The organism is Pseudomonas sp. UFMG81, from assembly GCF_015354575.1.
GTDB lineage: Bacteria > Pseudomonadota > Gammaproteobacteria > Pseudomonadales > Pseudomonadaceae > Aquipseudomonas.
The window spans coordinates 17846-44456 of sequence record NZ_JACAFQ010000029.1; the positions used below are offsets into that span (position 1 = coordinate 17846).

Below are 26611 nucleotides of genomic sequence, written 5' to 3' on the forward strand. Positions count from 1 at the left end.
TCATTTTGCGAGGGCTTTATGGCTCGTACTACAGCAATTAACCGCTACCGTAACATCGGTATCTGCGCGCACGTTGACGCGGGCAAGACTACCACTACCGAGCGGATCCTGTTCTACACAGGTCTGAGCCACAAGATGGGCGAGGTGCACGACGGCGCCGCGACCACCGACTGGATGGTGCAGGAGCAGGAGCGCGGTATCACCATTACCTCCGCTGCCGTTACCACCTTCTGGAAAGGTTCTGTTGGTCAGTACGACAACTACCGCGTAAACGTCATCGATACCCCCGGCCACGTTGACTTCACCATTGAAGTTGAGCGTTCGCTGCGCGTACTCGACGGCGCGGTCGTTGTGTTCTGCGGTACCTCCGGCGTTGAGCCGCAGTCCGAAACCGTATGGCGTCAGGCCAACAAGTACGGCGTTCCACGTGTTGTCTACGTGAACAAGATGGACCGTGCCGGTGCCAACTTCCTGCGCGTTGTTGGCCAGATCAAGAACCGTCTGGGTCACACCCCGGTTCCGGTCCAGCTGGCCATCGGTTCGGAAGATAACTTCCAGGGTCAGGTCGACCTGATCAAGATGAAGGCTATCTACTGGAACGAAGACGACAAAGGCACCACCTATCGCGAGGAAGAAATTCCTGCCGATATGCTGGAGCTGGCTGAAGAGTGGCGCGCCAACATGGTCGAAGCCGCTGCCGAAGCCAACGAAGAGCTGATGAACAAGTACCTTGAAGAAGGTGAGCTGACCGTCGAAGAGATCAAGGCAGGCCTGCGCGCGCGCACCCTGGCCAGCGAGATCGTTCCGGCTGTCTGCGGTTCGTCGTTCAAGAACAAGGGTGTTCCCCTGGTTCTCGACGCCGTCATCGACTACCTGCCTGCGCCGACCGAGATCCCTGCAATCCAGGGTATCAACCCGGACGACAAAGAGCTGGACAAAGAAGACCCGGCTGTTCGTAAAGACGTGCGTCACGCAGACGACGACGAGCCGTTCTCGGCTCTGGCGTTCAAGATCGCGACCGACCCGTTCGTGGGTACTCTGACCTTCGTTCGCGTCTACTCGGGCGTTCTGACCTCCGGTGACTCGGTCATCAACTCGGTCAAAGGCAAGAAAGAGCGCGTTGGTCGTATGGTGCAGATGCACGCCAACCAGCGTGAAGAGATCAAGGAAGTGCGCGCTGGCGACATCGCAGCACTGATCGGCATGAAGGACGTAACCACGGGCGAAACCCTGTGCAACGCCGACAAGCCAATCATCCTTGAGCGTATGGACTTCCCTGAGCCGGTTATTTCGCTCTCCGTTGAGCCGAAAACCAAGGCTGACCAGGAGAAGATGGGTATTGCACTGGGCAAGCTGGCCCAGGAAGACCCGTCGTTCCGCGTCAAGACCGATGAAGAAACCGGCCAGACCATCATCTCGGGCATGGGCGAGCTGCACCTGGACATCCTCGTTGACCGCATGAAGCGCGAGTTCAACGTCGAAGCCAACATTGGTAAGCCTCAGGTTTCGTACCGCGAGAAGATCACCAAGTCCGGCGTCGAGATCGAAGGCAAATTCGTTCGTCAGTCGGGTGGTCGTGGTCAGTTCGGTCACTGCTGGATCCGTTTCTCGGAGCCAGAAGTCGACGAGAAAGGCAACATCACCGAAGGTCTGGTGTTCTCCAACGAAGTCGTTGGTGGTGTGATTCCCAAGGAATTCATCGCCCCGATCCAGAAGGGTATCGAAGAGCAGATGAAAAACGGCGTTGTTGCCGGTTATCCTCTGATCGGCCTGAAGGCCACGGTATTCGACGGTTCGTACCACGACGTCGACTCCAACGAAATGGCGTTCAAAATCGCTGCTTCGATGGCAACCAAGCAACTGGCCCAGAAGGGCGGTGGCGTGGTTCTCGAGCCGATCATGAAGGTCGAAGTTGTAACCCCGGAAGACTACCTGGGTGACGTGATGGGTGACCTGAACCGTCGTCGTGGTCTGGTCCAGGGTATGGATGAGTCGGTCTCTGGCCGCGTCGTCCGCGCTGAAGTTCCGCTCGGGGAAATGTTCGGTTACGCAACCGACGTTCGTTCCATGTCTCAGGGTCGCGCAAGCTACTCCATGGAATTCTCCAAGTACGCTGAAGCTCCGTCGAACATCGTCGAAGCTCTCATTAAAAAACAAGGCTGATTCAGCCCCTTTAGGCTAGGAGTTCACTGTCGTGGCTAAAGAAAAATTTGATCGTTCCCTTCCGCACGTCAACGTTGGCACCATCGGTCACGTTGACCACGGTAAAACCACTCTGACCGCTGCTCTGACCCGCGTCTGCTCCGAAGTTTTCGGTTCGGCCGTCGTTGAGTTCGACAAGATCGACTCGGCTCCGGAAGAAAAAGCACGTGGTATCACCATCAACACCGCGCACGTCGAGTACAACTCGAACATTCGTCACTACGCTCACGTTGACTGCCCAGGTCACGCTGACTACGTGAAGAACATGATCACCGGTGCTGCCCAGATGGACGGCGCGATCCTGGTTTGCTCGGCCGCCGATGGTCCGATGCCACAAACCCGTGAGCACATCCTGCTGTCCCGTCAGGTTGGCGTTCCGTACATCGTGGTGCCCAGGTCACGCTGACTACGTGAAGAACATGATCACCGGTGCTGCCCAGATGGACGGCGCGATCCTGGTTTGCTCGGCCGCCGATGGTCCGATGCCACAAACCCGTGAGCACATCCTGCTGTCCCGTCAGGTTGGCGTTCCGTACATCGTGGTCTTCCTGAACAAGGCTGACCTGGTAGACGACGCTGAGCTGCTGGAACTGGTCGAGATGGAAGTTCGCGACCTGCTGTCCACCTACGACTTCCCAGGCGACGACACCCCGATCATCATCGGTTCGGCTCGTATGGCGCTGGAAGGCAAAGACGACAACGAAATGGGCACTACCGCTGTCAAGAAGCTGGTAGAAACTCTGGATGCCTACATCCCTGAGCCAGTTCGTGCCATCGACCAGCCGTTCCTGATGCCGATCGAAGACGTATTCTCGATCTCGGGTCGTGGTACCGTTGTTACCGGCCGTATCGAGCGTGGTATCGTCCGCGTTCAGGATCCGCTGGAAATCGTTGGTCTGCGTGACACCACCACCACCACCTGCACCGGCGTTGAGATGTTCCGCAAGCTGCTGGACGAAGGTCGTGCTGGCGAGAACTGCGGCGTCCTGCTGCGTGGTACCAAGCGTGACGACGTTGAGCGTGGCCAGGTTCTGGTCAAGCCAGGTTCGGTCAAGCCGCACACCAAGTTCACCGCAGAAGTCTACGTCCTGTCGAAGGAAGAAGGCGGCCGTCACACTCCGTTCTTCAAAGGCTACCGTCCTCAGTTCTACTTCCGTACCACTGACGTGACCGGTAACTGCGAACTGCCGGAAGGCGTTGAAATGGTAATGCCAGGTGACAACATCCAGATGACTGTCACCCTGATCAAGACCATCGCAATGGAAGACGGTCTGCGCTTCGCCATCCGTGAAGGCGGTCGTACCGTCGGTGCCGGCGTCGTAGCCAAAATCATCGAGTAATCTCTCGACCGATTGAAAAAACCCCCGCTCAGCGGGGGTTTTTTTTATTGGGTTGACACTAAATTGGGGCGTCTATAGAATCACGCCTCCTTTTAGCGGGCGTAGTGCGTCCGTTGGGAACAGCCTGGAGTCTGAAATCCAATGCAAAATCAGCAAATCCGTATCAGGTTGAAGGCTTTCGACCATCGCCTGATCGACCAATCCACCCAGGAAATCGTGGAAACCGCGAAACGTACTGGTGCACAAGTGCGTGGTCCAATTCCACTGCCTACCCGCAAAGAGCGTTTCACCGTTCTGGTCTCCCCGCACGTCAACAAAGACGCGCGTGACCAGTACGAGATTCGCACTCATAAGCGTGTTCTGGACATTGTCCAGCCAACGGATAAAACCGTTGACGCGCTGATGAAGCTTGATCTGGCGGCCGGTGTGGAAGTGCAGATCAGCCTCGGCTAAGACTTCGGTCTGGTCGTGTAACGCTCTGAAATGGGCGGCCATAGCGGGTGAAAGCCCCGTACACTCATGAGGTTTACAACATGACTATTGGTGTAGTCGGTCGAAAAGCGGGTATGACCCGTATTTTCACCGAAGAAGGTGTCTCCATTCCGGTCACGGTCATTGAGATCGAGCCGAATCGCGTCACCCAGTTCAAAACCGAAGAAACTGATGGCTACCGTGCAGTGCAAGTCACTGTCGGCGAGCGTCGTGCTTCGCGCGTGACCGCCGCTCAGGCAGGCCACTTTGCCAAGGCCAACGTTGCCGCTGGTCGCGGTGTCTGGGAGTTCCGTCTTGAAGAAGGCGATTTCCAGGCTGGCGATCTGATCAAAGCTGAACTCTTCACTGCAGGCCAGCTGGTAGACGTAACCGGTCAGTCCAAAGGTAAAGGCTTCGCCGGTACCATCAAGCGTTGGAACTTCCGTGGTCAAGACAATACCCACGGTAACTCCGTATCGCACCGTGTCCCTGGCTCCATCGGCCAGTGCCAGACTCCTGGTCGTGTATTCAAGGGCAAGAAGATGTCCGGTCACATGGGCGCTGAGCGCGTGACTGTGCAGTCCCTGGAAGTAGTACGCGTAGACGCTGAACGCAACCTGCTGCTGATCAAGGGTGCCGTTCCAGGCGCTACTGGCGGCGACGTGGTTGTGCGTCCGGCTGTCAAGGCTCGCGGGTAAGGGGAAACTGACATGCAACTTAATGTAAATGACGCTCAGGCGATCGAAGTTTCCGAACTGACTTTCGGTGGCGAATTCAACGAGACGCTGGTTCACCAGGCAGTCGTAGCCTACATGGCTGGCGGTCGTCAGGGCACCAAGCAGCAGAAGACCCGTTCTGACGTGGCCGGTGGCGGTAAGCGCCCATGGCGTCAGAAAGGTACTGGCCGTGCTCGTGCCGGTACTACCCGTGGTCCGATCTGGCGTGGCGGTGGTGTAACCTTCGCAGCTCGTCCTCAGGATCACTCGCAGAAGCTCAACAAGAAGATGTACCGCGCAGCCCTGCGCTCCATCCTCGCTGAGCTGGTGCGTAGCGACCGTCTGGTCGTGGTTCAGGACTTCGCTGTTGAAGCCCCGAAAACCAAAGACCTGCTGAACAAGCTGAACGGCATGGGTCTGAGCGACGTACTGATCGTTTCGGACGCAGTTGATCAGAACCTGTACCTGGCTGCTCGCAACCTGCCGCACGTCGACGTACGTGACGTTCAAGGTTCTGACCCGGTCAGTCTGATCGCATACGAGAAAGTGTTGATCACTGTCTCGGCCGTGAAGAAATTCGAGGAGCTGCTGGGATGAACCAGGAACGCGTATTCAAAGTCCTCCTTGGCCCGCACGTTTCCGAGAAGGCTACCGTTCTGGCTGAGAAAAAAGGCCAGTTCGTATTCAAGGTTGCTACCGATGCAACCAAGCTGGAAATCAAGAAAGCTGTCGAAGGCCTGTTCAACGTAAAAGTTGAAAACGTGTCGACTGTTAACGTTCTGGGTAAAACCAAGCGTACCGCACGTGGTCTGGGCAAGCGTAATGACTGGAAGAAGGCGATCGTCTCCCTTCAGCCAGGCCAAGATCTCGATTTCAGCAGCAGTGCTGAGTAAGGAAGGGGTGCATCATGGCAATCGTTAAATGCAAACCGACTTCCCCTGGCCGCCGTTTTGTGGTCAAGGTGGTCAACAAGGAGCTGCACAAAGGCGCTCCTCACGCACCGCTGATCGAGAAAAAATCGAAGTCTGGTGGTCGTAACAACAATGGCCGCATCACCACGCGTCACGTGGGTGGTGGTCATAAGCAGCACTACCGTCTGGTCGACTTCCGTCGCAACGACAAGGATGGCATCCCAGCCACCGTCGAGCGTATCGAATACGACCCGAACCGTACTGCTCACATCGCCCTGCTGTGCTACGCAGACGGTGAGCGTCGCTACATCATCGCCCCTAAAGGCGTGAGCGCTGGCGACCAGCTGATCGCAGGTGCCCTGGCCCCAATCAAGGCCGGTAACTCCCTGCAGCTGCGCAACATCCCAGTAGGTAGCACCATTCACGGCATCGAACTGAAGCCGGGTAAAGGTGCTCAGATCGCTCGTTCCGCTGGTGCTTCGGCTCAGCTGATCGCTCGCGAAGGTGTCTACGTGACCCTGCGTCTGCGCTCTGGTGAAATGCGTAAAGTCCTGGCTGAGTGCCGTGCGACCCTGGGCGAAGTCTCGAACTCCGAGCACAGCCTGCGTTCGCTGGGTAAAGCTGGTGCCAAACGCTGGCGCGGCGTTCGCCCAACCGTTCGTGGTGTTGCCATGAACCCGGTTGACCACCCGCATGGTGGTGGTGAAGGTCGTACCTCCGGTGGTCGTCATCCGGTATCGCCATGGGGCTTCCCAACCAAGGGTGCTAAAACCCGTGGTAATAAGCGTACCGACAACATGATCGTCCGTCGTCGCAAGTAACTAGAGGGATACGACAGTGCCACGTTCTCTGAAAAAAGGTCCTTTTATCGATCTTCACCTGTTGAAGAAGGTCGAAGTGGCGGTGGAGAAGAACGATCGCAAGCCAGTTAAAACCTGGTCGCGCCGTTCGATGATCCTGCCACAAATGGTCGGTCTGACCATCGCGGTACACAACGGTCGCCAACACGTCCCAGTTCTCGTGAACGAAGACATGGTCGGCCACAAACTGGGCGAGTTCGCCGGTACCCGCACCTACCGCGGGCACGTGGCTGACAAGAAAGCCAAGCGTTAAGGGGTAAGGAAATGGAAGTAGCCGCTAAGTTGTCGGGCGCTCGCATCTCCGCCCAGAAAGCCCGCTTGGTCGCCGACCAGATCCGCGGGAAGAAGGTGGGCGAAGCGCTCAACCTGTTGGCCTTCAGCAGCAAAAAAGCCGCTGAAATCATGAAGAAAGTCCTCGAGTCGGCCGTTGCCAACGCCGAACACAACGAAGGCGCAGACGTTGATGACCTGAAGGTCTCCACCGTCTTCGTCAACGAAGGGCGTTCGCTGAAGCGCATCATGCCGCGTGCCAAAGGCCGCGCTGATCGCATCGTCAAGCGGTCTTGCCATATCACTGTCAAGGTTGCGGACAAGTAACGGAGTCGATCAGATGGGTCAGAAAGTACATCCCACTGGCATTCGCCTGGGAATCGTCAAGGAGCACACCTCCGTCTGGTACGCAGACGGCGCGACTTACGCAGATTACCTGTTGAAGGATCTGCAAACTCGTGAGTACCTCCAAGACAAACTAAAAAGCGCGTCCGTAAGCCGTATCGATATCCATCGTCCGGCCCAAACTGCACGCATCACCATCCACACCGCTCGTCCCGGTATCGTTATCGGCAAGAAAGGTGAAGATGTTGAGAAACTGCGTCAGGACCTGACCAAGCAGATGGGTGTGCCTGTGCACATCAACATCGAAGAGATCCGCAAGCCGGAACTCGACGCCATGCTGGTTGCTCAGAGCGTTGCCCAGCAGCTGGAGCGCCGCGTTATGTTCCGTCGCGCCATGAAGCGCGCCGTGCAGAACGCCATGCGTATTGGTGCCAAAGGCATCAAGATCCAGGTGAGCGGTCGTCTCGGCGGTGCCGAGATCGCACGTACCGAGTGGTATCGCGAAGGTCGTGTGCCTCTGCACACCCTGCGTGCCGATATCGACTACAACACCTACGAAGCTCACACCACCTACGGTGTGATCGGTGTGAAGGTTTGGATCTTCAAAGGCGAAGTTATTGGTGGTCGCCAGGAAGAGCTGAAGCCGCAAGCACCAGCGCCTCGTAAAAAAGCTGCTAAGTAAGGGGTACGCCAAATGTTGCAACCAAAGCGTACAAAATTCCGCAAGCAGATGACTGGCCACAACCGTGGTCTGGCACTGCGCGGTAGCAAGGTCAGCTTCGGCGAATTCGCTCTGAAAGCTGTTGCTCGCGGTCGTCTCACCGCCCGCCAGATCGAGTCGGCACGTCGTGCCCTGACCCGTCACGTTAAGCGTGGCGGCAAGATCTGGATCCGTGTCTTCCCGGACAAGCCGGTTACCAAGAAGCCTCTTGAAGTGCGTATGGGTAAAGGTAAAGGTTCCGTGGAATACTGGGTTGCCCAGATTCAGCCAGGCAAAGTCCTGTACGAAATCGAGGGTGTTTCTGAAGAGCTGGCGCGCGAAGCTTTCGCCCTGGCTGCTGCAAAGCTGCCACTCGCCACCTCCTTTGTTAAGCGGACGGTGATGTGATGAAAGCGAATGACCTTCGTGAAAAATCGGCACAGCAACTGAATGAGCAACTGCTCGGCTTGCTGCGCGACCAGTTCAATCTGCGTATGCAGAAAGCAACTGGCCAGTTGGGGCAGTCGCACCTGCTCTCGCAAGTTAAGCGTGACATCGCTCGCGTGAAAACTGTGCTCAACCAGCAGGCAGGTAAGTGATCATGGCTGAAGCTGAAAAAACCGTCCGTACGCTGACTGGCCGTGTCGTCAGCGACAAAATGGACAAGACCATCACCGTTCTGATCGAGCGTCGCGTAAAGCACCCGATCTACGGTAAATACGTTAAGCGTTCGACTAAGCTGCACGCGCACGACGAATCCAACCAGTGCAAGATCGGCGACAAGGTTTCCATCCGTGAAACCCGTCCGCTGGCCAAGACCAAGTCCTGGGCACTGGTTGAAGTCCTCGAACGCGCTGTTGAAGTCTAAGGGCTAGGGGTCGGAGAAATTTTATGATTCAGACTCAATCCATGCTCGATGTGGCCGATAACAGCGGCGCTCGTCGCGTCATGTGCATCAAGGTGCTCGGCGGTTCGCACCGCCGTTACGCCGGCATCGGTGACATCATCAAAGTAACCGTCAAGGAAGCAATTCCGCGCGGTAAGGTCAAAAAAGGCCAGGTGATGACCGCTGTTGTCGTCCGTACCCGTCACGGTGTACGTCGCGCTGACGGTTCCATCATTCGTTTCGACGGTAACGCTGCTGTTCTGCTGAACACCAAGCAAGAGCCGATCGGCACTCGCATCTTCGGGCCAGTGACCCGTGAACTTCGTACCGAGAAGTTCATGAAGATCGTCTCGCTCGCCCCTGAAGTGCTCTAAGGAGATCCGACATGCAAAAGATTCGTCGTGACGACGAGATCATCGTGATCGCCGGCAAAGACAAAGGTAAGCGCGGTAAGGTGCTGAAGGTTCTGGCTGATGACCGTCTGGTCATCGGTGGTGTGAACCTGGTCAAGCGTCATACCAAGCCTAACCCGATGGCGGGCGTCCAGGGCGGTATCGTCGAAAAAGAAGCGCCTCTGCACGCTTCCAACGTTGCTATCTTCAACAGCGAAACCAACAAGGCTGACCGCGTTGGCTTCAAAGTAGAAGAAGGCAAGAAAATTCGTGTCTTCAAGTCGACCCAAAAAGCGGTTGATGCTTGAACACTGCTAGGTAGAAGACCATGGCACGACTGAAAGAGATTTACCGGAACGAAATCGCTCCTAAGCTTAAGGAAGAACTTAAGCTGTCGAACGTGATGGAAGTTCCGCGCGTTACCAAAATCACCCTGAACATGGGTCTGGGCGAAGCGATCGGCGACAAGAAAGTCATCGAGCACGCTGTTGCTGACCTGGAAAAGATCACCGGTCAAAAGCCGGTCGTGACTTTCGCTCGTAAATCCATCGCGGGCTTCAAAGTCCGTGAAGGCTGGCCGATCGGCGTCAAGGTGACCCTGCGTAGCGACAAGATGTACGAATTCCTGGACCGCCTGCTGGCGATCTCCCTGCCTCGGGTTCGCGACTTCCGCGGCCTGAATGCCAAGTCCTTCGACGGTCGTGGCAACTACAGCATGGGCGTGAAAGAGCAGATCATCTTCCCGGAAATCGATTACGACAAGATCGATGCTCTGCGCGGTTTGGACATCACCCTGACCACCACTGCTCGTTCGGACGACGAAGGCCGCGCTCTGCTGCGTGCTTTCAAGTTCCCGTTCCGCAACTGATTGGAGTAGGAAAATGGCCAAGAAGAGCATGAAGAACCGCGAGCTGAAGCGTCAGCTCACGGTAGCCAAGTACGCCAAAAAGCGTGCCGCGCTGAAAGCGACCATCGTCGACATGAACGCCTCTCCTGAAGAGCGTTTCGCCGCCGTTGTCGCCCTGCAGAAGCAACCACGTGACGCCAGCGCTGCGCGCCTGCGTAACCGTTGCCGCCTGACCGGTCGTCCGCACGGCGTGTACCGCAAGTTCGGCCTCGGCCGTAACAAGCTGCGCGAAGCCGCCATGCGTGGTGATGTGCCAGGTCTGGTCAAAGCTAGCTGGTAATACAGCTGGCGTGACCTCCGGCGGAAGGGGAGCGATCTTCCGACCGCCGGTGACCTCGCAACGAAACAAGCCCCTATATGGGGCTTGTTTCGTTTCTACCTTGTGTCTAGAATGACCGGCTCACCTGAGCCTGGGTTTTTTGCCCTGCCTGCTCGGGTGGTTGTGATAGCCGCAAGGCTAATAATTCTTGTATCAGGAGCATCTAGCCCATGAGTATGCAGGACCCGTTAGCGGACATGCTAACTCGCATCCGTAATGCCCAGATGGCTGAAAAGTCTGTCGTAAGCATGCCTTCCTCCACCCTGAAGGTCGCGGTTGCCAAAGTACTGAAAGACGAAGGTTACATCGCTGGCTACGAAGTTAGCGGCGAAGCCAAGCCTTCCCTGTCGATCGAACTGAAGTACTTCGAAGGCCGTCCGGTCATCGAGGAACTGAAGCGTACCAGCCGTCCTGGCCTGCGCCAGTACAAGGCCGTTACCGAGCTGCCGAAAGTACGTGGCGGCCTGGGCGTGTCTATTGTCTCCACCAACAAAGGTGTGATGACTGACCGCGCTGCGCGCGCTGCCGGTGTCGGCGGCGAAGTTCTGTGCACAGTGTTCTAAGGGGAGATAGGCATGTCTCGCGTCGCTAAGAACCCCGTTAAGCTGCCAGCTGGCGTCGAAGTCAAATTCGCCGGCCAACAGCTTTCGGTGAAGGGTGCCAAGGGCACTCTCGAACTGAACGTTCACTCGTCTGTTGAAGTTACCGAAGAAGCTGGTGAGCTGCGTTTCGTCGCTCGCAACGGTGACCAGCAAGCTCGCGCCATGGCCGGTACCACCCGCGCCCTGGTGAACAACATGGTCCACGGCGTAAGCCAAGGCTTCGAGCGCAAGCTCCAGCTGGTCGGTGTTGGTTACAAGGCTCAGGCCAAGGGCACCGTCCTGAACCTGGCTCTGGGCTTCTCGCACCCAGTGGATTACGAACTGCCAGCCGGTATCACCGCTGAAACCCCAAGCCAGACCGACATCCTGATCAAGGGTATCGACAAGCAGCTGGTGGGTCAGGTAGCCGCTGAAGTCCGCGGTTTCCGTCCGCCAGAGCCTTACAAGGGCAAGGGTGTGCGTTACGCGGATGAAGTAGTCCGTCGTAAAGAAGCCAAGAAGAAGTAGGGCCTAGCAAATGACCGACAAAAAAGTTATTCGACTGCGTCGCGCTCGCAAAGCACGCCTGAAAATGCACGAGCTCGAAGCCGTGCGTCTGTGCGTGTTCCGCTCCTCGCAGCACATCTATGCCCAGGTCATTTCGGCCGACGGCAGCAAGGTTCTGGCAAGCGCCTCGACCTTGGACAAAGAACTGCGTGATGGCGCCACTGGCAACATCGACGCGGCCACTAAGGTTGGCAAGCTGGTAGCTGAGCGTGCGAAAGCCGCCGGTGTATCTCAAGTTGCCTTTGACCGTTCCGGCTTCAAGTACCACGGCCGCGTCAAGGCGCTGGCTGATGCTGCTCGTGAAGGCGGGCTGGAGTTCTAAGTTATGGCAAATAACGATCAAAAGCGCGACGAAGGCTACATCGAGAAGCTGGTTCAAGTTAACCGCGTAGCCAAAACCGTAAAAGGCGGCCGTATCTTCACCTTCACCGCGCTGACCGTGGTAGGTGATGGCAAGGGTCGCGTTGGTTTCGGTCGCGGCAAATCGCGCGAAGTACCAGCTGCTATCCAGAAAGCCATGGAAGCTGCTCGTCGCAACATGATTCAGGTTGACCTGAAAGGCACCACCCTGCAGTACGCCACCAAGGCCGCCCACGGCGCCTCGAAGGTCTACATGCAGCCTGCCTCGGAAGGTACCGGTATCATCGCCGGCGGCGCAATGCGTGCCGTCCTGGAAGTTGCTGGCGTACAGAACGTCCTGGCCAAGTGCTACGGCTCGACCAACCCGGTGAACGTGGTTCACGCCACCTTCAAGGGTCTGAAAGCCATGCAATCCCCTGAGTCCATTGCTGCCAAGCGCGGCAAGACTGTTGAGGAGATCTTCTGATCATGGCAACCGTAAAAGTTACGCTGATCAAGAGCGTCTCGGGCCGTATCCCTAACCACAAGCTGTGCGTCAAGGGTCTGGGTCTGCGTCGCATCGGTCACACTGTAGAAGTCCAGGATACTCCCGAGAACCGCGGGATGATCAACAAGGCTTACTACATGCTGAAGGTCGAGGGTTAATCGATGAAACTCAATGATCTGAGTCCAGCGCCGGGTTCCCGTCGCGAGAAGCACCGTCCGGGCCGTGGTATCGGTAGCGGTCTGGGTAAGACCGGTGGCCGTGGTCACAAAGGTCAGACCTCCCGTTCCGGTGGTTCGATTGCTCCAGGCTTCGAAGGCGGTCAACAGCCGCTGCACCGTCGCCTGCCGAAGTTCGGCTTCGTTTCCCTCAAGGCCATGGACCGCGCTGAAGTGCGTCTGTCCGAGCTGGCCAAGGTGGAAGGCGACCTGATCACCGTTCAGTCCCTCAAGGACGCCAACGTGATCGGTCAGCACGTACAGCGTGTGAAAATCATGCTGTCGGGCGAAGTCACTCGCGCAGTCACCCTCAAGGGTATCGCCGTCACCAAAGGTGCACGTGCGGCTATCGAAGCAGCTGGCGGCAAGTTCGAGGAATAAATGGCTAAGCAAGGTGCTCTCTCTTCGCTCGGTAAGGGCGGGATGTCGGAACTCTGGGCTCGTCTGCGCTTTCTGTTCATGGCGATCATCGTCTATCGGATTGGCGCGCACATCCCGGTACCAGGCATTAACCCGGACCGTCTTGCGGATCTGTTCCGGCAGAATGAGGGGACCATTCTTAGCTTGTTCAACATGTTTTCCGGCGGTGCGCTGGAGCGCATGAGCATCTTTGCACTGGGGATCATGCCGTACATTTCGGCGTCGATCATCATGCAGCTCATGACCGCTGTCAGCCCGCAGCTGGAGCAGTTGAAGAAGGAAGGTGAAGCTGGCCGTCGCAAGATCAGCCAGTACACCCGCTACGGCACCGTAATCCTGGCGCTGGTCCAAGCCATTGGCATGTCCATTGGCCTGGCCAACCAGGGCGTGGCGTTTTCTGCTGGCCTCGGCTTCCATGTCGTCGCCGTCTCCACCTTCGTGGCAGGCGCGATGTTCATGATGTGGCTGGGTGAGCAGATCACCGAGCGCGGTGTGGGCAACGGTATCTCGATGTTGATCTTCGCAGGTATCGTTGCCGGTCTTCCGAGAGCAATCGGGCAGTCTTTCGAGTCTGCGCGCACGGGCGATATCAACATCTTCGCCCTGGTCGCTATCGGTTTGCTGGCAGTAGCGATTATCGGCTTCGTGGTGTTCATTGAGCGTGGTCAGCGTCGTATCGCCGTTCACTACGCCAAGCGTCAGCAGGGCCGCAAGGTCTTCGCTGCGCAGACCAGCCACCTGCCGCTGAAGGTGAACATGGCGGGCGTAATCCCGGCCATTTTCGCGAGCAGCATCTTGCTGTTCCCGGCTTCGCTGGGTGCCTGGTTCGGTCAGTCCGAAGGTATGGGCTGGCTGCAGGACATCTCGCAGTCGATCGCTCCTGGTCAGCCGTTGAACATTCTGCTGTTTAGTGCAGGGATCATCTTCTTCTGCTTCTTCTACACAGCGTTGATGTTCAACCCGAAAGACGTAGCGGAAAACCTGAAGAAGTCCGGTGCCTTTATTCCGGGTATCCGTCCTGGTGAGCAGTCGGCGCGCTACATTGATGGCGTCCTGACTCGTCTGACCATGTTCGGTGCTCTTTACATGATGGCCGTGTGCCTTCTGCCCCAGTTCCTGGTGGTGGCAGCAAACGTGCCGTTCTACCTTGGCGGGACCTCGTTGCTGATTGTGGTAGTGGTTGTGATGGACTTCATGTCCCAAGTACAATCGCACCTCGTTTCGCACCAGTACGAATCCCTGATGAAGAAAGCCAACCTGAAAGGCTACGGCGGCAGCGGTCTGCTGCGCTGATCTAGCCCCTTAAGGTTCGAGGAGTCGGTAATGAAAGTTCGTGCATCGGTGAAAAAGCTGTGCCGCAACTGCAAGATCATTCGTCGCGAAGGTATCGTGCGCGTGATCTGCAGCGCGGAACCGCGTCACAAGCAGCGCCAAGGCTGAGTGTGATCCGCGTTTCAAACCCAGCAGCTAGTGTGCTGCTGGGTTGATTATTCGTTTCTACAGCGATATTATCTCGCGCCCTATTTCTTGGCTTCCGGGGCGTAGGTAGCTGTCAATTGGAGTCCCACTGAATGGCCCGTATTGCAGGCGTCAACATTCCAGATAACAAGCATACTGTTATCTCGCTGACCTACATCTATGGTGTCGGTCGCACAACTGCACAGAAGATCTGTGCAGACGCTGGTGTCAACCCAGCCGCTAAGATCAAGGATCTGAGCGACGAGCAAATCGAAACCCTGCGTGGCGAAGTCGCGAAGTTCACCACCGAAGGTGACCTGCGTCGTGACATCAACATGAAGATCAAGCGCTTGATGGACCTGGGTTGCTACCGCGGCCTGCGTCATCGTAAAGGTCTGCCGGTTCGCGGTCAGCGCACCAAGACCAACGCACGCACCCGTAAGGGCCCGCGTAAGCCGATCCGCAAGTAATCGCCCAGGAATATAGACATGGCAAAACCTGCTGCTCGTCCTCGTAAGAAAGTCAAAAAGACAGTGGTTGATGGCATCGCCCACATCCATGCGTCTTTCAACAACACCATCGTGACCATCACCGACCGTCAGGGCAACGCACTGTCCTGGGCTACTTCCGGTGGTTCGGGTTTCCGTGGTTCGCGCAAATCCACCCCGTTCGCAGCCCAGATCGCTGCTGAGCGTGCTGGTCAAGCTGCGCTGGAATATGGTCTGAAAAACCTCGACGTCAACGTCAAGGGTCCAGGTCCAGGTCGTGAGTCCGCCGTTCGTGCACTGAACAGCTGTGGCTACAAGATCGCCAGCATCACCGACGTGACGCCAATCCCGCATAACGGGTGCCGTCCGCCGAAGAAGCGCCGCGTGTAATCAGGAGACAGAGAAATGGCACGTTACATTGGTCCAAAATGCAAACTGTCTCGCCGTGAAGGCACTGACCTGTTCCTGAAGAGCGGCGTTCGCGCTCTGGAATCGAAGTGCAACATCGAAGCAGCCCCAGGTATCCACGGCCAGCGCCGTGGCCGTCAGTCCGACTACGGTACCCAGCTGCGCGAGAAACAAAAAGTCCGTCGTATCTACGGTGTACTGGAGCGTCAATTCCGCGGTTACTACCAAGCGGCTGCCTCGAAGAAAGGCGCCACCGGTGAGAACCTGCTGCAGATGCTCGAGTGCCGTCTGGACAACGTCGTCTACCGTATGGGCTTCGGTTCCACCCGTTCCGAGTCCCGTCAGCTGGTTTCGCACAAAGCGATCAGCGTCAACGGCAAGACCGTGAACATTCCATCCTACCAAGTTCGTCCGGGTGACGTGGTCGCGGTTCGCGAGAAGTCGCTGAACCAGCTGCGCATTGTTCAAGCCCTTGAACTGTGCTCTCAGCGTGGCCGCGTTGAGTGGGTAGACGTGGATGCTGCTAAAAAGTCGGGCGTTTTCAAGAACGTTCCTGCTCGCAGCGACCTGTCCGCCGACATCAACGAAAACCTGATTGTCGAGCTCTACTCCAAGTAAGGGCTAGAAAATAGGTGCATCCATGCAGATTTCGGTAAATGAGTTTCTGACACCCCGCCACATTGATGTGCAGGTTGTCAGTCCAACCCGCGCCAAGATCACGCTCGAGCCTCTCGAGCGTGGCTTCGGCCATACCCTGGGCAACGCGCTGCGCCGCATCCTGTTGTCCTCCATGCCTGGCTGTGCAGTAGTCGAGGCCGAGATCGATGGCGTACTCCATGAGTACTCCGCGATCGAAGGTGTACAGGAAGACGTCATTGAAATCCTGTTGAACCTGAAAGGCCTGGCTATCAAGCTGCACGGTCGTGACGAAGTTACGCTGACCTTGTCGAAAAAGGGTTCGGGGGTGGTTACCGCTGCCGATATTCAGCTGGATCACGATGTCGAGATCGTCAACCCCGATCACGTAATCGCGAACCTGGCGTCCAACGGCGCCCTGAACATGAAGCTCACTGTAGCTCGTGGTCGCGGTTACGAGCCGGCCGACTCCCGTCAGACCGACGAAGACGAAAGCCGCAGCATTGGCCGTCTCCAGCTGGACGCTTCGTTCAGCCCGGTGCGTCGTATCGCCTACGTGGTCGAGAACGCCCGTGTTGAACAGCGTACCAACCTGGACAAGCTGGTCATCGATCTGGAAACCAACGGTACCCTGGATCCTGAAGAGGCCATCCGTCGTGCCGCGACCATCCTGCAACAGCAGCTGGCCGCGTTCGTCGACCTCAAAGGTGACAGCGAGCCGGTTGTGGTCGAGCAGGAAGACGAGATCGATCCGATCCTGCTGCGCCCGGTTGACGACCTGGAACTGACCGTACGTTCGGCCAACTGCCTCAAGGCGGAGAACATCTACTACATCGGCGACCTGATTCAGCGTACCGAAGTAGAGCTGTTGAAGACTCCTAACCTGGGCAAGAAGTCCCTGACTGAAATCAAGGACGTCCTGGCCTCCCGTGGTCTGTCTCTCGGCATGCGCCTCGACAACTGGCCGCCTGCAAGCCTTAAGAAAGACGACAAGGCGACTGCCTGATCGTCGTAATCACCGAACGTTGTGTTTGGTAAGGAATGAATCATGCGTCATCGTAAAAGTGGACGTCACCTGAGCCGTACCAGCTCTCACCGCAAAGCTATGTTCCAGAACATGGCTGTGTCGCTGATCGAGCACGAGCTGATCAAAACCACCCTGCCGAAAGCCAAGGAACTGCGCCGCGTTGCCGAGCCGCTGATCACCCTGGCCAAGGAAGACAGCGTTGCCAACCGCCGTCTGGCCTTCGACCGTACTCGTTCGAAGTCCGCTGTTGGCAAACTGTTCAACGATCTGGGCAAGCGCTACGCCACCCGTCAGGGCGGCTACCTGCGTATCCTGAAGTGCGGTTTCCGCGCTGGCGACAACGCGCCTATGGCGTACGTCGAGCTGGTTGATCGTCCAGTTGGTGGTGCTGTAGAAGCCGCCGAGTAAGACGTTCTGTCTGCTACAAAGAACCGGGCCTAGTGCCCGGTTTTTTGTTGCCTGATGAATTGTCATTTTCTATTGATTCAAGTCATTCAATGAATTTGTTCCTGTAACGCTGCTCGACAATACTCTCTCCAAGCCGATTAGCCGGCCGTTCAAGCCCCATAAGGAGAGCCCATGAGCAAGATTCTCACCACCGCCAGCGGTGCACCTGTAGCCGATAACCAGAACTCCCGTTCCGCCGGCCCGCGCGGCCCGCTGCTGCTCGACGATTTCCACTTGCTCGAGAAGCTCGCTCATTTCAATCGTGAGAACATTCCTGAGCGGCGCGTGCACGCCAAAGGCTCTGGCGCCTACGGCACCTTTACCGTCACCCGCGATATCACCGCCTACACCAGTGCCAAGCTGTTCAGCGTCGTCGGCAAGCAGACCGAGACTTTCCTGCGTTTCTCCACCGTCGGCGGCGAGCGCGGTTCGGCTGACACCGAGCGTGATCCGCGCGGCTTCGCAGTCAAGTTCTACACCGAGGAAGGCAACTGGGACATCGTCGGCAACAACACCCCCGTGTTCTTCATTCGTGACCCGCTGAAATTCCCGGACTTTATCCACACCCAGAAGCGCCACCCGCAGAGCAACCTGAAGAACGCACAGATGATGTGGGACTTCTGGTCGCATTCGCCCGAGGCGCTGCACCAGGTCACCATTCTGTTCTCCGACCGTGGCATCCCGGATGGCTACCGGCACATGCACGGCTTCGGCAGCCACACCTACAGCCTGATCAACGACAAGGGCGAGCGCACTTGGGTCAAATGGCACTACAAGACCCAGCAGGGCATCAAGAACCTGGCGCCGGCCGAAGCCGCGCGCCTGGCCGGTACCGACCCTGATTACGCCCAGCGCGACCTGTTCGAGGCCATCGAGCGTGGCGACTACCCGCGCTGGACCGTGTGCATTCAGGTGATGAGCGAAGCCGAGGCGGCGAACCGCCAGGAGAACCCGTTCGATGTGACCAAGACCTGGTCGCAGAAGGACTATCCGCTGATCGAGGTCGGTGTGCTGGAGCTCAACCGCAACCCGCTCAACTACTTCGCCGAAGTCGAGCAGGCCACCTTCGGCCCGAGCAACATGGTCCCGGGCGTTGGGCTGTCACCGGATCGAATGCTGCAAGGCCGGGTGTTCGCCTACGCCGATGCCCACCGCTACCGTGTGGGCACCAACCACCAGCATCTGCCGGTGAACGCAGCGCGCAGCCCGGTGCACAGCTACCAGCGCGATGGCTCGATGGCCATGGGCAGCTACGGCAGCGCACCGAACTATGAACCCAACAGCTACAGCGATGCCCCCAAGCAATCGCCGCGGCACGCCGAACCTTCGCTGGCATTGAGTGGTGCGGCCGATCGCTACGATCACCGCGAAGACACCGACTACTACAGCCACGCCGGAGCGCTGTTCCGCCTGATGAGCGACGACCAGCAGGCACTGTTGATCAGCAACATCGCAGGCACCATGGCCGGTGTCAGCGAAGACGTCATCCAGCGTCAATTGCAGCACTTCTTCAAGGCCGATCCGGCCTATGCGGAGGGTATTGCCAAAGCCTTGGGCATAACCCTCGCCTAACTCGAAGTGATAAGAAGAACCGCCCTCATTTGGGCGGTTTTTCAATGAAAATCACTACGGTTTAGCCGATTTTTTGCAGGCAATTGCGCATTTTCCCGTGACCATGGGCAAAAGCTGGTTCACACTATGAGGCATTGAAGCATTCACAGGGAGAAGCAGGGCGATGCAAGGTCACCCGGACGTAATCAACTACCTCGTCATGTTGCTGAAGGGCGAACTGGCAGCACGCGATCAATACTTCATCCACTCGCGGATGTACGAAGACTGGGGCCTTGGCAAGCTCTACGAACGCATCAACCACGAAATGGAAGAAGAGACGCAGCACGCCGATGCCCTGATGCGCCGCATCCTCATGCTCGAAGGCACCCCCGACATGCGCGCTGACGATCTGGAAGTGGGCAAGACCGTGCCCGAGATGATCGAGGCCGACCTCAAGCTCGAGTACAAGGTCCGCGCCGCGCTGTGCAAGGGTATCGAGCTGTGCGAACTGCACAAGGACTACATCAGCCGCGACATCCTGCGGGCGCAGTTGGCCGATACAGAAGAAGATCACACCTACTGGCTTGAGAAACAGCAGGGCCTGATCAAGGCGATCGGCCTGGAGAACTACCTGCAGTCGCAGATGTAAGTTATCCACAGCTAAAAAAAAGCCCCTGTCACTCACATGACAGGGGCTTTTTCATGGGCGCAAGGTCAGGCCCGATCGCGCTCCAGCAGCGGTTTCAGGTAATGCCCGGTATACGACTGCTTCTGCTCCACCAGCTCCTCAGGCGTGCCGCAGGCAATGATCTGCCCACCCTTGGAGCCGCCCTCAGGCCCCAGGTCCACCAACCAGTCCGCCGTCTTGATCACGTCCAGGTTGTGCTCGATCACCACCACGGTGTTGCCGTGGTCGCGCAGGCGGTGCAGCACGTCCAGCAACTGCTGGATATCAGCGAAGTGCAAACCTGTGGTCGGCTCGTCGAGGATATACAGGGTCTTGCCGGTATCGCGCTTGGACAGCTCGCGGGACAGCTTCACCCGCTGCGCCTCGCCGCCCGACAGCGTGGTGGCCGACTGCCCCAGCTTGATATACGACAACCCCACGTCCATCAGCGTCTGCAGCTTGCGCGCCAGCGCCGGCACCGCGTCGAAGAACGCCCGGGCATCCTCGATGGTCATCTCCAGCACCTCGTGGATGTTCTTGCCCTTGTACTTGATCTCCAGGGTTTCGCGGTTGTAGCGCTTGCTCTTGCACACGTCGCACGGCACGTAGATGTCCGGCAGGAAGTGCATTTCCACTTTGATCAGGCCATCGCCCTGGCACGCCTCGCAGCGCCCGCCCTTGACGTTGAACGAAAACCGCCCCGGCCCGTAGCCACGCGAGCGCGACTCCGGCACCCCGGCGAACAACTCGCGGATCGGCGTGAAGATGCCGGTATAGGTTGCCGGGTTGGAGCGCGGCGTGCGGCCGATCGGGCTCTGGTCGATATCGACCACCTTGTCCAGGTGTTGCAGGCCGTCGATGCTGTTGTGCGCCGCCGGCTCCAAGGTGCTCGCGCCATTGAGCGCAGTGGCCGCCAAGGGGAACAGGGTGTTGTTGATCAGCGTCGACTTGCCCGAGCCGGACACGCCGGTCACGCAGGTCAACAGGCCGATCGGCACTTCCAGGTCGACGTTCTGCAAGTTGTTGCCGCGCGCGCCCTTGAGCTTGAGCGACAGCTTCTTGTTGCGCGGGGTGCGCTTGGCCGGCACGACGATCTTCTTGCGCCCGGACAGGTACTTGCCGGTCAGCGAGTCGGGGTGTGCCATCACCTCGTCGGGGGTACCTTCGGCGACGATCTGCCCACCGTGCACACCGGCACCCGGGCCGATGTCCACCACGTAGTCGGCCAGGCGAATGGCGTCCTCGTCGTGCTCCACCACAATCACCGTATTGCCCAGGTCGCGCAGGTGATTGAGCGTGGCCAGCAAGCGATCGTTGTCCCGTTGATGAAGACCGATGGACGGCTCGTCGAGGATGTACATCACCCCCACCAGGCCGGCACCGATCTGGCTGGCCAGGCGGATTCGCTGCGCCTCGCCGCCGGACAGGGTGTCGGCGCTGCGGTCGAGGGTCAGGTAGTCCAGGCCGACGTTGACCAGGAACTGCAGGCGCTCGCAGATCTCTTTCAGGATCTTCGCCGCGATTTCGCCACGGCGGCCAGTCAGGGTCAGGTCGCTGAAGTAGTTGCTGGCATCGCCGATCGGCAGGTTGGTGACCGCCGGCAGGGTTTTCTCGCCCACCCACACATGCCGTGCCTCGCGGCGCAGGCGGGTGCCACGGCAGTCGGGGCAGGGCTGGGTGCCGAGGAACTTGGCCAGCTCCTCGCGCACGGTGGCCGACTCGGTCTCGCGGTAGCGGCGCTCGAGGTTCGGCACGATGCCTTCGAACGGGTGCGAGCGCTTGACGATATCGCCCCGGTCGTTGAGGTACTTGAAGTCGACGCTCTGCTTGCCGCTGCCGTGCAGGATGACCTTCTGGTCTTCGGCCGACAGCTCGCCGAACGGCTGTTCAAGGCTGAAGCCATAGTGCGCGGCCAGCGAGCCGAGCATCTGGAAGTAATAGACGTTGCGCCGGTCCCAGCCGCGTATCGCGCCCTCGGCCAAGGTGAGCTCGGCATTGACCAGGCGCTTGGTGTCGAAGAACTGCTTCACCCCCAGGCCATCGCAGGTCGGGCAGGCGCCAGCCGGGTTGTTGAAGGAGAACAGCTTGGGTTCCAGCTCGCTGATCGCATGGCCGCAGATCGGGCAGGCGAAGCGCGCGGAGAAGATCGTCTCTTCGCCTTCCTCGTCATCCATCGGCGCCACCAGGGCGATGCCGTCGGCCAGCTTGAGCGCGGTCTCGAACGACTCGGCCAGGCGCTGCTGCAGGTCGGCGCGCACCTTGAAGCGGTCCACCACCACATCGATGCTGTGCTTCTTCTGCTTGTCCAGCTTGGGCAGTTCGTCGAGTTCGTAGAGCTTGCCGTTGACCCGCGCACGGACGAAGCCCTGGGCGCGCAGTTCGTCGAACACCGCCAGGTGCTCGCCCTTGCGCTCGCGGATCACCGGCGCCAGCAGCATCAGCTTGCTGCCCTCGGGGTTCTCCAGCACCAGGTCGACCATCTGGCTGATCGTTTGCGCTTCCAGCGGGATGTCGTGGTCCGGGCAGCGTGGCGTGCCCACCCGCGCATAGAGCAGGCGCAGGTAGTCGTAGATCTCGGTGATGGTGCCCACGGTCGAGCGCGGGTTGTGCGAAGTCGACTTCTGCTCGATGGAGATCGCTGGCGACAGGCCTTCGATGGTGTCGACATCGGGTTTTTCCATCATCGACAGGAACTGCCGGGCATAGGCCGACAGCGATTCCACATAGCGGCGCTGGCCTTCGGCGTACAGCGTGTCGAACGCCAGCGAGGACTTGCCGGAGCCGGACAGGCCGGTGATCACGATCAGCTTGTCCCGCGGTAGCGTGAGGTCGATGTTCTTTAGGTTGTGGGTACGTGCCCCACGGATCAGGATCTTGTCCACTACGGCCTCGCTCGGCGGGCATAAACAAGGAAGTATACGGCGCGCTGCCAGTACGCGGCAAAGCGTCGCGCAGATGCCGTCAGGGCGTCGGACTGATAGAATCGCCGCCGGTTCACACGAGGTTAATCCATGCACGACACCCACAACGAGCGCATGAGTGGCAGCGAAACCCGCGCCGCAAGCGGCCTAGCCCTGGTCTTTGCCTTTCGTATGCTGGGCATGTTCATGGTACTGCCCGTTCTCGCCACCTACGGCATGGACCTGGCCGGCGCCACCCCCGCGCTGATCGGCCTGGCCATCGGCGCCTACGGCCTCACCCAGGCCGTGCTGCAGATTCCTTTCGGGGTGATCTCCGACCGCATCGGCCGCCGCCCGGTGATCTACCTGGGCCTGGTGATCTTCGCCCTCGGCAGCGTGCTGGCGGCCCAGGCTGACTCGATCTGGGGCGTGATCGCCGGGCGCATCCTGCAGGGCGCCGGGGCGATTTCCGCGGCGGTCATGGCGCTGCTGTCCGACCTCACCCGCGAACAGCACCGCACCAAGGCCATGGCCATGATCGGCATGAGCATCGGCCTGTCGTTCGCCGTGGCGATGGTCGTCGGGCCGTTGCTGACCCGCGCCTTCGGCTTGTCAGGATTGTTCCTCGCCACCGCAGGACTCGCCCTGGTCGGGATCGCCCTGATTGCCTTCGTCGTGCCCAACACCCACAGGACATTGCAGCACCGCGAGTCCGGCGTCGCCCGCCAGGCCCTCGGCCCGACCCTGCGCCATCCGGACCTTCTGCGCCTGGATGTGGGCATCTTCGTGCTGCATGCCATCCTCATGGCCAGCTTCGTCGCACTGCCGCTGGCCTTCGTCGAGCGCGGCGGTCTGCCCAAGGAGCAGCACTGGTGGGTGTACCTGACCGCGTTGCTCGTTTCATTTTTTGCAATGGTCCCGTTCATCATCTACGGCGAGAAGAAGCGCAAGATGAAACGCGTGCTGGTCGGTGCGGTCAGTGTATTGCTGCTGGTGGAGGTGTTCTTCTGGCAATGGGCTGACAACTTGCGCGGACTGGTGATCGGCACCGTGGTATTCTTTACCGCATTCAACCTGCTGGAGGCATCCTTGCCTTCGCTGGTGAGCAAGGTGTCGCCCGCCGGCGGCAAAGGGACGGCGATGGGGGTGTACTCCACCAGCCAGTTCCTCGGCGCCGCGCTGGGAGGAATCATCGGTGGCTGGTTGTTCCAGCACGGTGGCCTGAGCATGGTGTTTCTTGGTTGTGCGGCCCTGTGCGCCGTGTGGTTGGTGACTGCACTGCGCATGAACGAGCCACCCTACGTGACCAGCCTGCGCATGCCGCTGACACCAGAGGCGGTCCGGGAAGCCGGGCTGACCGAACGCCTGCTGGCCGTGCCGGGTGTGACCGACGCCGTGGTGGTGGCAGAAGAAGCCGCCCTGTACATCAAACTGGATACGAAAATTTTGGACCGTGCGACCCTCGAGCGTCTGGTGAACCCAGCCTCTTCGGCGTGCGAAGCCTAGGAGAACGTTATGGCCCGTGGGGTTAACAAAGTCATTCTGGTCGGCACCTGCGGTCAGGATCCCGAAGTCCGCTACCTGCCCAACGGTAACGCCGTGACCAACCTGAGCCTGGCCACCAGCGAGCAGTGGACCGACAAGCAGTCGGGGCAGAAGGTCGAGCGTACCGAGTGGCACCGTGTGTCCATGTTCGGCAAGGTCGCCGAGATCGCCGGCGAGTACCTGCGCAAAGGCTCGCAGGTGTACATCGAAGGCAAGCTGCAGACCCGCGAGTGGGAAAAAGACGGCATCAAGCGCTACACCACCGAGATCATCGTCGACATGCAGGGCACCATGCAGCTGCTCGGCGGCCGTCCGCAAAACCAGCAGCAGGGCGGTGACCCGTACACCCAGGGTGGCGGTCAGCAGCAGTACAACCAGGGTGGCGGCCAGCAGCAGTACAACCAGGGTGGCGGCCAGCAGCAGTACAACCAGGCCCCACGCCAGCAGGCCCCGCGCCCGCAGCAGGCGCCGCAGCGTCCTGCACCCCAGCAGCCGGCCCCGCAGCCAGCCGCTGACTTCGACAGCTTCGACGACGATATTCCGTTCTAAGCACCAATTGCACAAACCCCTGAAAGTTACTTTGAGGGGAGTGCTCAGCGGGTTGACGTAGAATCCCTGGCTCTTAACGAGCCAGGGATTTTTATTTGCCTGAATGGTGTGCTCTTTTAGTGTGCTGCTGGCCTTGAAGCGCATAGCGGCGCGGGTTCAAGCGGGGTGGCCCCGAGCCACGCATGCGTTTTGCCTCTGACATTTGGGTTTGGTAGAGTCCGCGCTGCGGTTCAGATGCAGGGTATCCCCATGGGGAGCATGGGCGCCGCGCAATAAGAAAGTGCCAATAAGTTCCATCACGCCAACATCGAGATACTCATGCAAATTGTCATCCCAATGTCGGGATTTGGGGAGCGCTTCCGTCGCGCAGGCTACACCGTACCCAAGCCTCTAGTTGAAATTGATGGAAAACCGATCATTGGGCATGTAATCGACATGTTTCCGGGTGAGCACGACTTTCTGTTCATCTGCAATGAAGACCATCTGCGTCATCCTGAATATCAGATGGAGGCCACGCTTCGCCGCCTGTGCCCAACGGGTCGTATCGAGTCGATCCCGGCTCACAAGCTGGGGCCGATCAATGCAGTGCGCCAGGTCGAGCACTTGCTGGACCCGGAACGGCCCGTGGTCGTCAACTACTGTGATTTCACCTGCTACTGGGACTGGCCTCACTTCAAGCAGTTCGTCAGAAGCAGTGGCTGCGCCGGGGCCATTCCGGCCTACAAGGGGTTTCATCCGCACAGTCTGGGCAGTACCAATTACGCTTACATTCGCGAGGCGAATGGCTGGATCACCGACATTCAGGAAAAGCAGCCCTACACGGATAACCGCATGGACGAATACGCCTCCAGCGGTACCTACTACTTCTCCTCGGCGCGCCTGATGAGCAAGTCGTTCAGGCACGCCATGGACGAGGATCTCAACGTCGGCGGTGAGTACTACGTCAGCCTGGCGTACAAAGCGTTGTTCAAGGACGCCCTGCCGGTTGCGGTGTACCCCTTGCAGCACTTCATGCAGTGGGGCACGCCTGATGATGTCGCCGAGTACCTGGGCTGGTCCAAGGCCTTCCGGGGCATGGCTGAGGTTGTGCAAGGGGCAGCGGCAAGAGGCAGCCTGGTCATCCCGATGGCGGGCCTGGGGCAGCGTTTCGCGCGGGAAGGTTATGACCTCACCAAGCCGCTGATCCCGGTTTCGGGAAAACCCATGGTCATCCAGGCAACGGATGACTTGCCGAAGGGCGAGCATCACGCCTTCGTATTGCGCCAGGACATGCCGGGTGTCGAACACATCAGCGCGACGCTCAGCAGCACATATCCACAGGCCGTCATCAAGTCTATCCCGGGTGTCACCGAGGGCCAGGCCTGTACCGCGCTGATCGGGCTCGACGCATTGGCCGAGACGGTTGCAGATGTTGCTGGCCCCGTGACGTTTGGTGCATGCGACAACGGCGCACTCTACTCGATGTCCAGGTTGCAGGCATTGATGGACGACGCCAGCGTCGACGTCATTGTCTGGGGTGTGCGCGGCCACGCCAATGCCGTGCGCCATCCACAGATGTTCGGCTGGATTGACAGTGAGCAAGGGCTGATCAAGCGGATTTCGGTCAAGACACCGCTCGGCCAGCCCGCTACGGATCCCGTGGTGCTGGGGACGTTCACCTTCCGGGAAGCCGAAGGGTTCAGGCGTGTCGTCGACCGTCTGATCGACGCGAATGACCGAATCAACGGCGAGTTCTACATCGACTCCTGTATCAACCATGCCATTGCGCTGGGGCTCAAGTGCGTCCTGTTCGAAGTCGACGCATTCCTGTCCTGGGGCACCCCCAATGACCTGCGTACGTTTGAGTACTGGCAGTCATGCTTCCACAAGTGGGCAAGCCACCCATACCGTCTCGAGCTCGACACCCGAGTGCCCGAGGCAAGCGTCGCGACACTTGAGGAACACTACCGGGCGCAGGTCCCCGTCGTGCCAGGCCCACAGGCATGA

35 protein-coding genes and 2 pseudogenes are annotated in these 26611 nt (G+C 58.9%); 36 read left to right on the top strand and 1 reads right to left on the bottom strand.

The window, feature by feature from the left end; genetic code table 11:
- The first annotated feature begins 18 nt into the window (after positions 1-18).
- The 33 genes and pseudogenes from fusA to bfr all read left to right on the top strand — a co-directional run bounded on the left by fusA (position 19) and on the right by bfr (position 19613).
- Positions 19-2163, top strand: a complete 2145-nt coding sequence (gene fusA / locus IX761_RS19565; protein ID WP_194791187.1) for an elongation factor G — start codon at positions 19-21, stop codon at positions 2161-2163.
- Between the two features lie 31 nt (positions 2164-2194).
- Positions 2195-2581, top strand: a pseudogene (locus tag IX761_RS19570) (GTP-binding protein); the annotation flags it as partial.
- Between the two features lie 10 nt (positions 2582-2591).
- Positions 2592-3542, top strand: a pseudogene (gene tuf, locus IX761_RS19575) (elongation factor Tu); the annotation flags it as partial.
- Between the two features lie 141 nt (positions 3543-3683).
- Positions 3684-3995, top strand: coding sequence for a 30S ribosomal protein S10 (rpsJ, locus tag IX761_RS19580; RefSeq protein WP_003186070.1), 312 nt, complete (start codon positions 3684-3686; stop codon positions 3993-3995).
- An 80-nt stretch (positions 3996-4075) separates the two neighbouring features.
- A complete protein-coding gene (gene rplC / locus IX761_RS19585) occupies positions 4076-4711 on the top strand; it encodes a 50S ribosomal protein L3 (RefSeq protein WP_011531887.1) in 636 nt (211 codons plus the stop codon).
- Between the two features lie 12 nt (positions 4712-4723).
- A complete protein-coding gene (rplD, locus tag IX761_RS19590; protein WP_003255485.1) occupies positions 4724-5326 on the top strand; it encodes a 50S ribosomal protein L4 in 603 nt (200 codons plus the stop codon).
- Positions 5323-5622 carry a 50S ribosomal protein L23 gene (rplW, locus tag IX761_RS19595; RefSeq protein WP_003255484.1) on the top strand — a complete coding sequence of 100 codons (300 nt, stop codon included), beginning with the start codon at positions 5323-5325 and terminating at the stop codon, positions 5620-5622. Before rplD ends, rplW begins: the two co-directional genes overlap by 4 nt.
- 14 nt (positions 5623-5636) lie before the next feature.
- Positions 5637-6461, top strand: coding sequence for a 50S ribosomal protein L2 (gene rplB / locus IX761_RS19600; RefSeq protein ID WP_003255483.1), 825 nt, complete (start codon positions 5637-5639; stop codon positions 6459-6461).
- Between the two features lie 16 nt (positions 6462-6477).
- Positions 6478-6753: a 30S ribosomal protein S19 gene (gene rpsS, locus IX761_RS19605; protein ID WP_003255482.1), complete on the top strand. Its 276-nt coding sequence runs from the start codon at positions 6478-6480 to the stop codon at positions 6751-6753.
- Positions 6754-6764: 11 nt separating this feature from the next.
- Positions 6765-7097: a 50S ribosomal protein L22 gene (gene rplV, locus IX761_RS19610; RefSeq protein WP_003103908.1), complete on the top strand. Its 333-nt coding sequence runs from the start codon at positions 6765-6767 to the stop codon at positions 7095-7097.
- A gap of 13 nt (positions 7098-7110) precedes the next feature.
- Complete coding sequence (gene rpsC, locus IX761_RS19615) at positions 7111-7797, top strand: 30S ribosomal protein S3 (protein WP_011531889.1); 687 nt, start codon at positions 7111-7113, stop codon at positions 7795-7797.
- A 12-nt stretch (positions 7798-7809) separates the two neighbouring features.
- A complete protein-coding gene (gene rplP / locus IX761_RS19620) occupies positions 7810-8223 on the top strand; it encodes a 50S ribosomal protein L16 (protein ID WP_009397508.1) in 414 nt (137 codons plus the stop codon).
- Positions 8223-8414, top strand: a complete 192-nt coding sequence (rpmC, locus tag IX761_RS19625; RefSeq protein ID WP_186519372.1) for a 50S ribosomal protein L29 — start codon at positions 8223-8225, stop codon at positions 8412-8414. Before rplP ends, rpmC begins: the two co-directional genes overlap by 1 nt.
- A gap of 2 nt (positions 8415-8416) precedes the next feature.
- Positions 8417-8683, top strand: coding sequence for a 30S ribosomal protein S17 (rpsQ, locus tag IX761_RS19630; RefSeq protein WP_008089812.1), 267 nt, complete (start codon positions 8417-8419; stop codon positions 8681-8683).
- Between the two features lie 23 nt (positions 8684-8706).
- Entirely contained in the window at positions 8707-9075 is a 369-nt protein-coding gene (rplN, locus tag IX761_RS19635; protein WP_008089810.1) for a 50S ribosomal protein L14, read from the top strand.
- Positions 9076-9086: 11 nt separating this feature from the next.
- Entirely contained in the window at positions 9087-9401 is a 315-nt protein-coding gene (gene rplX / locus IX761_RS19640) for a 50S ribosomal protein L24 (RefSeq protein ID WP_023629180.1), read from the top strand.
- Positions 9402-9421: 20 nt separating this feature from the next.
- Positions 9422-9961, top strand: a complete 540-nt coding sequence (gene rplE / locus IX761_RS19645; RefSeq protein WP_003255474.1) for a 50S ribosomal protein L5 — start codon at positions 9422-9424, stop codon at positions 9959-9961.
- Between the two features lie 13 nt (positions 9962-9974).
- Positions 9975-10280, top strand: a complete 306-nt coding sequence (gene rpsN, locus IX761_RS19650; RefSeq protein ID WP_194791188.1) for a 30S ribosomal protein S14 — start codon at positions 9975-9977, stop codon at positions 10278-10280.
- Between the two features lie 209 nt (positions 10281-10489).
- Positions 10490-10882, top strand: coding sequence for a 30S ribosomal protein S8 (gene rpsH, locus IX761_RS19655; protein ID WP_194791189.1), 393 nt, complete (start codon positions 10490-10492; stop codon positions 10880-10882).
- A 12-nt stretch (positions 10883-10894) separates the two neighbouring features.
- Positions 10895-11428 carry a 50S ribosomal protein L6 gene (rplF, locus tag IX761_RS19660; RefSeq protein WP_038707244.1) on the top strand — a complete coding sequence of 178 codons (534 nt, stop codon included), beginning with the start codon at positions 10895-10897 and terminating at the stop codon, positions 11426-11428.
- A 10-nt stretch (positions 11429-11438) separates the two neighbouring features.
- Positions 11439-11789, top strand: coding sequence for a 50S ribosomal protein L18 (gene rplR / locus IX761_RS19665; RefSeq protein ID WP_023629183.1), 351 nt, complete (start codon positions 11439-11441; stop codon positions 11787-11789).
- A gap of 3 nt (positions 11790-11792) precedes the next feature.
- Positions 11793-12293 (top strand): 30S ribosomal protein S5, encoded by a 501-nt coding sequence (rpsE, locus tag IX761_RS19670; protein ID WP_011531894.1) that lies wholly within the window; start codon positions 11793-11795, stop codon positions 12291-12293.
- A gap of 2 nt (positions 12294-12295) precedes the next feature.
- Positions 12296-12472, top strand: a complete 177-nt coding sequence (gene rpmD, locus IX761_RS19675) for a 50S ribosomal protein L30 (RefSeq protein ID WP_011531895.1) — start codon at positions 12296-12298, stop codon at positions 12470-12472.
- Positions 12473-12475: 3 nt separating this feature from the next.
- On the top strand, positions 12476-12910 hold the full coding sequence (rplO, locus tag IX761_RS19680) for a 50S ribosomal protein L15 (protein ID WP_011531896.1): 435 nt from the start codon (positions 12476-12478) through the stop codon (positions 12908-12910).
- Positions 12911-14242, top strand: coding sequence for a preprotein translocase subunit SecY (secY, locus tag IX761_RS19685; RefSeq protein ID WP_003255459.1), 1332 nt, complete (start codon positions 12911-12913; stop codon positions 14240-14242).
- A gap of 30 nt (positions 14243-14272) precedes the next feature.
- Complete coding sequence (gene rpmJ, locus IX761_RS19690; protein ID WP_011531897.1) at positions 14273-14389, top strand: 50S ribosomal protein L36; 117 nt, start codon at positions 14273-14275, stop codon at positions 14387-14389.
- 131 nt (positions 14390-14520) lie between these two features.
- The gene (gene rpsM / locus IX761_RS19695) at positions 14521-14877 is read left to right on the top strand and encodes a 30S ribosomal protein S13 (RefSeq protein WP_003255457.1); all 357 of its coding nucleotides are present in this window, start codon (positions 14521-14523) and stop codon (positions 14875-14877) included.
- Positions 14878-14895: 18 nt separating this feature from the next.
- Complete coding sequence (gene rpsK / locus IX761_RS19700; RefSeq protein ID WP_003255454.1) at positions 14896-15285, top strand: 30S ribosomal protein S11; 390 nt, start codon at positions 14896-14898, stop codon at positions 15283-15285.
- Positions 15286-15300: 15 nt separating this feature from the next.
- Entirely contained in the window at positions 15301-15921 is a 621-nt protein-coding gene (gene rpsD / locus IX761_RS19705) for a 30S ribosomal protein S4 (protein WP_194791190.1), read from the top strand.
- A gap of 22 nt (positions 15922-15943) precedes the next feature.
- Positions 15944-16945 carry a DNA-directed RNA polymerase subunit alpha gene (locus tag IX761_RS19710; protein ID WP_003255452.1) on the top strand — a complete coding sequence of 334 codons (1002 nt, stop codon included), beginning with the start codon at positions 15944-15946 and terminating at the stop codon, positions 16943-16945.
- A 42-nt stretch (positions 16946-16987) separates the two neighbouring features.
- Positions 16988-17374, top strand: coding sequence for a 50S ribosomal protein L17 (rplQ, locus tag IX761_RS19715; protein WP_003255451.1), 387 nt, complete (start codon positions 16988-16990; stop codon positions 17372-17374).
- 171 nt (positions 17375-17545) lie between these two features.
- A complete protein-coding gene (locus IX761_RS19720; protein ID WP_194791191.1) occupies positions 17546-18985 on the top strand; it encodes a catalase in 1440 nt (479 codons plus the stop codon).
- Positions 18986-19148: 163 nt separating this feature from the next.
- Positions 19149-19613 (top strand): bacterioferritin, encoded by a 465-nt coding sequence (bfr, locus tag IX761_RS19725; RefSeq protein ID WP_194791192.1) that lies wholly within the window; start codon positions 19149-19151, stop codon positions 19611-19613.
- 65 nt (positions 19614-19678) lie between these two features.
- Here the strand turns inward: bfr and uvrA are convergent, their stop codons facing one another.
- On the bottom strand, positions 19679-22513 hold the full coding sequence (gene uvrA, locus IX761_RS19730) for an excinuclease ABC subunit UvrA (protein WP_194791193.1): 2835 nt from the start codon (positions 22511-22513) through the stop codon (positions 19679-19681).
- 129 nt (positions 22514-22642) lie between these two features.
- On the opposite strand from uvrA, the gene IX761_RS19735 reads away from it, so the two are divergent.
- The 3 genes from IX761_RS19735 (at position 22643) to IX761_RS19745 (ending at position 26611) form a co-directional block, all read left to right on the top strand.
- A complete protein-coding gene (locus IX761_RS19735; protein ID WP_194791194.1) occupies positions 22643-24037 on the top strand; it encodes an MFS transporter in 1395 nt (464 codons plus the stop codon).
- Positions 24038-24046: 9 nt separating this feature from the next.
- Positions 24047-24625 (top strand): single-stranded DNA-binding protein, encoded by a 579-nt coding sequence (locus IX761_RS19740; RefSeq protein ID WP_194791195.1) that lies wholly within the window; start codon positions 24047-24049, stop codon positions 24623-24625.
- Positions 24626-24943: 318 nt separating this feature from the next.
- The gene (locus IX761_RS19745) at positions 24944-26611 is read left to right on the top strand and encodes a sugar phosphate nucleotidyltransferase (RefSeq protein ID WP_194791196.1); all 1668 of its coding nucleotides are present in this window, start codon (positions 24944-24946) and stop codon (positions 26609-26611) included.